General features: G+C 59.6%; 7 protein-coding genes and 2 pseudogenes. 4 read left to right on the forward strand and 5 right to left on the reverse strand.

Going from position 1 to position 6,188, the window contains the following annotated elements; genetic code table 11:
• Nucleotides 1–238: 238 nt before the first annotated feature.
• The 4 genes and pseudogenes from HV823_RS26240 to HV823_RS27480 form a co-directional block, all read right to left on the reverse strand.
• The gene (locus HV823_RS26240; RefSeq protein ID WP_176952609.1) at nt 239–631 is read right to left on the reverse strand and encodes a response regulator; all 393 of its coding nucleotides are present in this window, start codon (nt 629–631) and stop codon (nt 239–241) included.
• 67 nt (nt 632–698) lie between these two features.
• Nucleotides 699–1,751 carry a sensor histidine kinase gene (locus HV823_RS26245; RefSeq protein ID WP_176952614.1) on the reverse strand — a complete coding sequence of 351 codons (1,053 nt, stop codon included), beginning with the start codon at nt 1,749–1,751 and terminating at the stop codon, nt 699–701.
• 510 nt (nt 1,752–2,261) lie between these two features.
• Nucleotides 2,262–2,540, reverse strand: a pseudogene (locus HV823_RS26970) (fatty acid desaturase); the annotation flags it as partial.
• A 45-nt stretch (nt 2,541–2,585) separates the two neighbouring features.
• Nucleotides 2,586–2,750: a YetF domain-containing protein gene (locus HV823_RS27480; protein WP_176952610.1), complete on the reverse strand. Its 165-nt coding sequence runs from the start codon at nt 2,748–2,750 to the stop codon at nt 2,586–2,588.
• A gap of 38 nt (nt 2,751–2,788) precedes the next feature.
• Here HV823_RS27480 and HV823_RS26260 point away from each other — a divergent pair.
• From HV823_RS26260 to HV823_RS26275, 4 genes and pseudogenes are all read left to right on the forward strand, one after another.
• A pseudogene (locus HV823_RS26260) lies at nt 2,789–3,043 on the forward strand (cation:proton antiporter domain-containing protein); the annotation flags it as partial.
• A gap of 111 nt (nt 3,044–3,154) precedes the next feature.
• Nucleotides 3,155–3,346: a CsbD family protein gene (locus HV823_RS26265; RefSeq protein ID WP_176952611.1), complete on the forward strand. Its 192-nt coding sequence runs from the start codon at nt 3,155–3,157 to the stop codon at nt 3,344–3,346.
• A 169-nt stretch (nt 3,347–3,515) separates the two neighbouring features.
• Nucleotides 3,516–4,850 (forward strand): DUF2254 family protein, encoded by a 1,335-nt coding sequence (locus HV823_RS26270; RefSeq protein ID WP_176952612.1) that lies wholly within the window; start codon nt 3,516–3,518, stop codon nt 4,848–4,850.
• 165 nt (nt 4,851–5,015) lie between these two features.
• A complete protein-coding gene (locus HV823_RS26275; RefSeq protein WP_176952613.1) occupies nt 5,016–5,846 on the forward strand; it encodes a PRC-barrel domain-containing protein in 831 nt (276 codons plus the stop codon).
• Between the two features lie 248 nt (nt 5,847–6,094).
• Here the strand turns inward: HV823_RS26275 and HV823_RS27300 are convergent.
• Nucleotides 6,095–6,188, reverse strand: a 94-nt coding sequence (locus tag HV823_RS27300) for an IS3 family transposase (RefSeq protein WP_343051870.1), incomplete at its 5' end; no start/stop codon positions are given.

Genomic DNA, 6,188 nt, shown 5'->3' on the forward strand with positions numbered 1-6,188 from the left:
GTTGCGCCTGCTAAAAGGTAAGCGTACACCTATTCACATTTCTGTTACTGATGAGCGACGAGGTGAAAGCGCTGCGCCGTGACTGACCGGCCCGGTTCCGGCTTGAGCAGCCTGTCCGCTTTGCGCCGCCATTTCGGCCGTGAAGCTTGCCTCCACCCCTAGCCATAAGCGGACATCCGTTAAAGCAAGCTGATCAGTGCCGGTGGGAGGCGAAAAATGGATCGCAATTGTTTCTGCATCAGATCGCGCTGGCCCTCGGGTTGTCGCTCGCAAGCAGGCGCGCCATTGCGTCCGTGATGGTCAGGTCATCGTAGGGCTTGGGAAAGAAGCGACTTCCGCCCGGCAACATGCTCTCTTCGACGATGGCCGCACCGGATGCGACGATCAGCTTCACGGGTGGCCATCGGTCGCGAATGTAGTGGGACAGTTTGATACCGTCCATCGTCCCTGGCATCTGCACATCGGTGAACACGAGATCGATGTCATCCCGTCCTTCGAGGATGCGGATCGCCTCGTCGGCGTCGCCCGCTTCCAGCGCTTCATAGCCCGCCGACAAGACGAGATCGACTGCGCTCATGCGGATTATCGCACTGTCTTCCACGATCAGGACGACCGGTTTGCCGTTCTTCATTGTTCACTCGCTGTATGAGAATGGCCGCAGCTCTGCAGCCTTGGGCGCTTCCAGGACCGATATGTCCCTAGGCCGCCGGCGAAAAGTCGGTCCGAAGGCGTGAAGTGTCCATATGTCTGATCGTCACCACCGTCCCTGGGGCAGCGTCGCTCACTGTCAATTCGCCTTCGAGATTCTTGACGAGTGCCTCGACGATACCGGTGCCTAACCCCGCCTTGGGCGCTTCGTTCCCGATGGGCATTCCAATTCCGTTGTCGGAAATGGAGAGGGTCCAGTCTTTGCCCGAAGATCGATAGTTGATCTCGATCGTTCCCGTGCGATCGTCGCTGAAGGCATGCTTCAGAGCATTGATCACGAGTTCGGTGACGATAAGACCCAGACTGATGGAGACATCCGCCGGTACGGTGCTGTCATCGACCGTCACCTGGATCGACAGCCGCTCTGGGTCCGCAATCATCGATGCGCCGAGACTTTGGCAAAGCTGCGTGAAATAGGCATGCAACTCCACGCTGCCCCCGGCAGAGGTGGAGAGCTGACGTTGCAGGGCCGCAATCGACATGATGCGGTGACGGGCGTCATGGAGATGCCCGCGGACCTCCTCCGACTGAACACGGCGCGCACTCTGCATCAGAACGCTGGCAATGATTTGCAGGCTGTTGGCGACCCGGTGCTGGACTTCCTGCAGAAGGATGGCCTTGTCGCGAATCAGGTCGTCTTTCAGACGAGCCTCAGCGCGCATGTCGGTCACGTCGGTGATGGCGACAAGCAGCCGAATATGCTCGAGGTCGCCGTCGTCGAGCTTTCGCGCATTGATGATCAACTGCCGCGTTTTCTGGTCCGGTCGCTTAAGGTCGATCTCATAGGCATCGATGCTCGCACTGCCGGTGACGGTCGCCGTCAACAGGGACGCGAGCCTGGGCATGGCCCATTCCCCGTGCCCGAGTTCGCCGAGGTGCTTGCCTGTGACAGAGGCCGGGGCAATCTCGAATGCTCGGCAGAAAGATGCGCTTGCCGCGATGATCCTCAGATCATCGGACAGAAACAGCAGCGGCTCGTTGGACGACATCACCACGGCAAGTGTGCTTGCCGCTTCGAAATGCACTGTTGGTATCTGTGGCATATAGAGGCCCTCGAGGGCCGAAGACTCACGGCGCAAGTCATGACTCGGCAGGAGTGTCGGACAAGGCGCTGAAAGCCATGTCCGACAGAAATACCTTAACACAACTCATCCGTTGCCTTGCATCAATTCTGCCGGGCAGATCTGAGCGCGTTCGACGGAATGTGCAATGGCTCATTGGCGCGCTTACTGCGCGGACGAAGCCTTTCCTACAGCCGCTTTTGCCAATAGCGTCCGCGAAGCAGCCAGGCCGCTCCCGGCCCCGTTGCGTTCATTGGTCGCGAGCGACTATGGGATGCCACCGCTGTGCCCGGACTTTGGGCATCAGCCAACTGGATGGTCGAGCGGCAATAATTTCCGCTTTCGGCCTCAGTAGCGGTGGGGCGGCTGTAAAGCGCCCGGCAGCTTTGCGCCTTCATGTGGGTCATCGGAGCCGTGGTCGCCCACGCCCAAAAATCGGACGAGACCGGCCTTCGGCGTGGCGTTTGACCCCGTTCCTCCTGGGAATCACATAAGACAGACAATGCGGCCGATGTCGGCGAGTCAGGGAGATCATGCAGCACTTCGGGCAGCCGGCAGAAGAGCACACGGCTCGACAGATGATGGATGTAATGCATGCCGATGTTGCCCATGATCCACCGCAGCGGCGCCGGCAGGTCGTAATGGGAGGAGGCCGTGTATCGCCGCGTGCAGTAAGGTGCATTCGGGCGGCTTCGACCAATGCGTGTTCTAAAATTGGTGTTGGACGTAGGAGAGCCAGACGCAGGCCGATCCTGCTGGGAGCACGAAGGGCGTCAGGCTGCGGCATTCCGAGTGGGGAACAAGATGGGATGCCGGTCATTTCGTCAGGACACTCAGTGATCCATCAGTTTCCAATATCACGGCATCGATCGTCAGTTCACTCCCATGGCCAGAACTGCGGATAGCGGCCAGAATCTCCCCTTCGGATAGTCTTTGTTTGCGCAGTTCGCTGCGATTATAGGCGCCTTTGCTGTACACCACCGTCGGTTCGCTTTTGACCAGATCGCCGAACCAACTTCGCCGTCTGGTTTCCGGCCCTGGTCTTCACCTTCAGCGCACTGATTTCCTATCGCAACGTCCCGTTTCTCACCTGGGCGGGGATTCGGGGCGGGATATCCGTGGCCCTGGCGCTCGCTTTGCCGGAAAGTCCCGCCAAGTCGGCCATCCTCGCCGCAACCTATGCCGTCGTGCTGTTCAGCATCGTGGTGCAGGGATCAACGCTTGGGCTGGTCGCCCGCAAGACCCTGTTCGACAAGGAAACCCCGCCGGGTTGACGGGCGAAAGGCCGTCTTTGCCGCCGCTATCTTTCATGGCATCAGGAACGAATGTCCCCACCACCAGTTCCCCACTTTGAAACAATCACGTTTCTGACAGGGAGAATTCTCATGGATAGCACGGCAGACAAAGTTTCCGGTAAAGCAAACGAAATCGCCGGCAAAGCTCGTCAGGGCGTCGGCGAAGCCACTGATGACGAGTCGATGAAGGCCAAGGGCGCCGCTCAGGAAGCCAAGGGCGATGCCCAGCAGGCCAAAGGCGAAGCCAAGGAACAGGTCAAGAAGGTCGTCGACAAGGCCTGATCGTCTCATTCATCCGCAGCCGCTAACGGCTGCGGATTTTTTTTGTCGGTGCGCCGCCATCCGCGGTTCACCCGAACGAGCGGGAGTGGCCGATGTTGCATCCTGAACGACAGCCTTCCCCTCAAAAGTCCCGCGCCGAGGCATCGCGGACCAACCCGGTCCACCATCGGTGAAGGCGCGCCTCCGCAAATTACTTATTGCCATTTCCGAGACATTCTGGCTCGTGCCCGCCGCGATGACCCTACTTGGCATCTCGCTCGCGATTGCATTCGTCCAGATTGATGCCGCCGGCCTTCTTCCGCCATGGCTTCTCAACAGTCCGCTTCTCTATAGTGGCGGCGGAACGGGCGCGCGCATCCTTCTGGGTGCCGTGGCGTCGTCGACGATCGGCGTCGCCGGCACCGTCTTCTCGATCACGATCGCCGCGCTGTCGCTCGCCGCCGGGCAAATGGGGCCGAGGCTACTGCGCAACTTCGTCAAGGACCGCGGCAACCAGTTGACGCTCGGCGTCTTCCTCGCCACGTTTTCCTATGCCCTCATGGTCCTTCGCACGGTGCGCACCCAGGGCGACGGGGCCTTCGTTCCCCATCTTTCACTCTCCTTCGGCATTCTTCTCGCCATCGTCAGCGTGGGCACGCTCATCTATTTCGTCGGGCATATGGCCGGCCGCATCAATGTCGATACCGTCATCGGGCTTGTGAGCGAAGACGTCAGGACCGCCATCGACAGACTCACGCTCGATACCCGTCAGCCAGCACCCCCGCCGATCGAGATCTGGCGCGATGCCGTTCCCGTCTGCGATGACCGCAGCGGTTATCTCCAGCAATTCGACAGCGCAGGCCTTGCCGGTTGGGCGAAGGAAAACGATGTCATCATCCATCTGCTGGTGAGGCCGGGCGACTATGTCTTTCCCGGTGCGCCGATCGCCCTCGTCCGGCCGCAGACCGACGGCTGCGAGGATGCGATCAGGGCCGCGACCGCGCTCGGAGGCCAGCGGGGCAGTGCCTCGGATCTCGAATTTCCCATTCGCCAGCTCGTCGAGGTCGCGGTACGGGCCCTCTCCCCCGGCATCAATGATCCCCATACCGCCATAAGCGTCATCGATCGGCTGGGGGCGGCCCTGTGCGACATGGTGCCCCGCCATCTGTCGACCGGGCTGACGCTGATCGATGGACGGCTGGTGCTCGTCACGCCGGCCATTACCTATGACGGACTGGTGGATGCGATGTTCCACATGATCCGCCAAAACGGCGTCGGCAGCACCGCGGTGCTGATCCGGGTTCTGGAGGTGCTGACGGCGGTGATGAGCTGCGAGACCGATATCATGCGGCAGCGGACGCTGCGGCGCCATGCCGATCTCGTGCTCGCGGAAGCGAGGCAGATCGGATCGCAGGCCGATCGGGATACCCTCGACCTTCGTCACAAGGCCTTCATGGTGATGATGGAGCGCGGCCCCGTTGGCCATCTCTTTGTGAAGTCCGCCGGCGACGACAAGGATGCCTGAAGCCATCCACAATCAACTAAAAGTCGGAACTAAGGTCATTCTAATTAGTTGAGGCTGTACGGAGTTCACTAGCTCGATTGGCTCACTAATGAGAGCCTAAGTTGCCGCTGAAGCCATCTCCGTACAGCGACGGCAACTGAGCAACACGGCATCCAGGGAGATACCATGAATAACTTTCTCACCACCACTGCGCTGACCCTCGTCCTTCTCGGCGGCAACGCTTACGCGGCCAATATGGCCCCAATTACGATGTACGAACAGCAGGCGACCGACATCCAGGCATCGAACTTCATCGGTATGCGGATTTACGCGACCGAGGCACAGCTCTCAAACGACATGACCGTCAAGCAGGGCGCCAATAAGGACTGGGACGATATCGGTGAAGTCAACGATGTCATCCTCAGCCGCGATGGGGCCGTCAAGGCCGTCGTGCTCGGTGTCGGCGGCTTCCTCGGCATGGGTGAAAAAGACGTAGCGATCCCAATGGAGAGCGTCAAGTTCGTCAAGGACGGCGATGACGCAGACGACTTCTTTCTCGTCGTCAATTTAAACAAGCAGATGCTGACCGATGCGCCGGCGTATAGGGCTCGTATGGAAAAAGCCGATGCAGCGATGACGACCAAGTCGGATGCCACCGTTAACTCGGCTGCGGTGCCGCAGGGCGGAACGATCCTCGTCCGGCCTGACATCAAGCGTGACGGCTATCGCAATGCCGAAACAGCGGAACTGACCTCGGAAACTCTCACAGGCGCCAGCGTTTATGGCGCTAACGACGAAGACATCGGCGACGTCGTAAAGCTGATCCTGAACAGCGATGGCTCCGTCAAGCAGATGGTGCTGGATATCGGCGGTTTCCTTGGCATGGGCGAGCATCGCATCGCAGTCAATCTCGATCAGGTTTCGATCGTGCGTAACGACAGCGGCGACGACGTTCGAGTCTACATCGACGCCACCAAAGAAACGCTGAAGGCGCAGCCTGCGTACAACGAAGGTTGATCGCACCTTGTTGAGCATAAGGTGCCTATGTCGTTTGTTGCGGCGCAGGCACCGTGTCCCTTTGACGTTCGCTGAGCACGCCTAACGGTGAAGGCGGATTGGACGTTTTCGTCCATATATCCGCCGTCGAGCGCGCCGGCATGAAGCAACTCGCTGGGTGCCGCCGACAATCCCAAGCAGCCTGATTATGTTGCTTGCTCCCGCTGGCCACAGAGTGAATAGCCCCGAGTTTCGTAGACACCCTCGGGTTAGGTTTTCTGCCGCATCTCGAACTCTACCGGCGACAGCATCCCGTTTCTGACATGCTTGCGTTTCGGGTTGTAGAACATTTCGATGTAGTCG

Source organism: Mycoplana rhizolycopersici, from assembly GCF_013378445.1.
Lineage (GTDB): Bacteria > Pseudomonadota > Alphaproteobacteria > Rhizobiales > Rhizobiaceae > Mycoplana > Mycoplana rhizolycopersici.

Excerpts from the sequence above, each read along its gene's own strand:
- HV823_RS26275 (WP_176952613.1), top strand. The coding sequence starts at position 5,016 with ATGAATAACTTTCTCACCACCACTGCGCTGACCCTCGTCCTTCTCGGC.
- HV823_RS26245 (WP_176952614.1), bottom strand. The coding sequence starts at position 1,751 with ATGCCACAGATACCAACAGTGCATTTCGAAGCGGCAAGCACACTTGCC.
- HV823_RS26265 (WP_176952611.1), top strand. The coding sequence starts at position 3,155 with ATGGATAGCACGGCAGACAAAGTTTCCGGTAAAGCAAACGAAATCGCC.
- HV823_RS26240 (WP_176952609.1), bottom strand. The coding sequence starts at position 631 with ATGAAGAACGGCAAACCGGTCGTCCTGATCGTGGAAGACAGTGCGATA.